We start from the raw sequence: 1701 nt of genomic DNA, 5'->3' as shown, positions 1-1701 counted from the left end.
GAGCCAGCGTGCGCGCCAGCTCTTCGAGCTGCGGATTACGCTGCTGTTGGTGGCTTTGACTAAACCAGGACGCGCCCTGCATCAGAGCAACGAGCAGCGCAAGGCAGGACAATACAATCACTGCACGATGAAGTCGGAATTTCAGTTTTGTGCGAGCCATATTCCACCTGCTGAAAATTTGAGACTTAATGTTGCCAGAAGCGCTGGTTACAGGGTAGCCTCATGCGTTATTTTCCCCTGATGATTCCGACCCGAACGATTTTACAGGAGCTTTAATGCCTAACATTACCTGGTGCGATCTACCTGAAGATGTTTCTCTGTGGCCAGGTCTGCCTCTCTCTTTAAGCGGTGATGAAGTCATGCCGCTGGATTACCACGCGGGCCGCAGTGGCTGGCTGCTGTACGGTCGTGGGCTGGATAAACAACGGTTAACGCAATACCAGAGCAAACTGGGTGCGGCGATGGTGATCGTGGCGGCGTGGTGCGTTGAGGATTATCAGGTGATTCGTCTGGCGGGCTCGTTAACGCCGCGTGCGGCAAAACTGGCGCATGATGCCAAACTGGATGTTGCGCCACTGGGTAAAATTCCGCATTTGCGCACGCCGGGTTTGCTGGTGATGGACATGGATTCAACGGCTATCCAGATCGAGTGTATTGATGAAATTGCCAAACTGGCGGGAACCGGCGAAATGGTTGCCGAAGTCACCGAACGCGCGATGCGCGGCGAGCTGGACTTTACCGCCAGCTTGCGCAGCCGCGTGGCGACGTTGAAGGGCGCTGATGCCAATATTTTGCACCAGGTGCGCGAAACGCTACCACTGATGCCTGGCCTGACTCAACTGGTGTTAAAACTGGAAACGCTCGGCTGGAAAGTGGCAATTGCCTCCGGCGGTTTTACCTTCTTTGCCGATTATCTGCGTAACAAACTACGTCTGACGGCGGCTGTGGCAAACGAGCTGGAGATCATGGACGGTAAATTCACCGGCAACGTGATCGGCGATATCGTCGATGCGCAGTACAAAGCCAACACCCTGACCCGCCTGGCGCAGGAGTATGAGATCCCGATGGCGCAGACGGTGGCGATCGGCGATGGCGCCAACGATCTGCCGATGATCAAAACGGCTGGACTGGGTATAGCGTATCATGCCAAACCCAAAGTGAATGAAAAGACGGAGATTACGATCCGTCACGCTGACCTGATGGGCGTGTTCTGCATTCTCTCTGGCAGCATGAACCAGAAATGATTTAATTGCCTGATGGCAAAGTGACCATAGGCCGGATAAGCGCCCACGCTGTCCGGTAAACGCGCTAACGAAAGAGGTAAAACGTGGCCAAAGCTCCAAAACGCGCCTTTGTTTGTAACGAATGCGGGGCCGATTACCCGCGCTGGCAAGGGCAATGCAGCGCCTGTCAGGCCTGGAACACCATTACCGAGGTACGCCTTGCCGCGTCACCAACGGTGGCGCGTAACGAGCGGCTCAGCGGCTATGCCGGGAATGCGGGCGTCGCAAAAGTGCAGAAGCTGTCTGATATCAGTCTTGAAGAGTTGCCGCGTTTTTCCACCGGATTTAAAGAGTTTGACCGCGTGCTGGGCGGCGGTGTGGTGCCCGGCAGCGCCATCCTGATTGGCGGTAACCCCGGCGCAGGGAAATCAACGCTGCTGCTGCAAACGCTGTGCAAGCTCGCTGAGCAGATGAAAAC

2 protein-coding genes and 1 pseudogene are annotated in these 1701 nt (G+C 55.7%); 2 read left to right on the top strand and 1 reads right to left on the bottom strand.

What is annotated here, in order from left to right; translation table 11 throughout:
* On the bottom strand, positions 1-160 hold a 160-nt coding region (locus FDW87_RS22885; protein WP_252363227.1), incomplete at its 3' end, for an AhpA/YtjB family protein.
* Positions 161-275: 115 nt separating this feature from the next.
* Between FDW87_RS22885 and serB the strand changes: the two genes are divergently transcribed.
* On the top strand, positions 276-1244 hold the full coding sequence (gene serB / locus FDW87_RS16490) for a phosphoserine phosphatase (RefSeq protein ID WP_003829946.1): 969 nt from the start codon (positions 276-278) through the stop codon (positions 1242-1244).
* 83 nt (positions 1245-1327) lie between these two features.
* Positions 1328-1701: pseudogene (locus FDW87_RS22880) on the top strand (ATPase domain-containing protein); the annotation flags it as partial.

Source organism: Citrobacter sp. wls826, from assembly GCF_005281245.1.
Lineage (GTDB): Bacteria > Pseudomonadota > Gammaproteobacteria > Enterobacterales > Enterobacteriaceae > Citrobacter > Citrobacter braakii.
The sequence above is the reverse complement of the archived record's forward strand: the minus strand, read 5'-3'. Positions and strand labels throughout refer to the sequence as shown.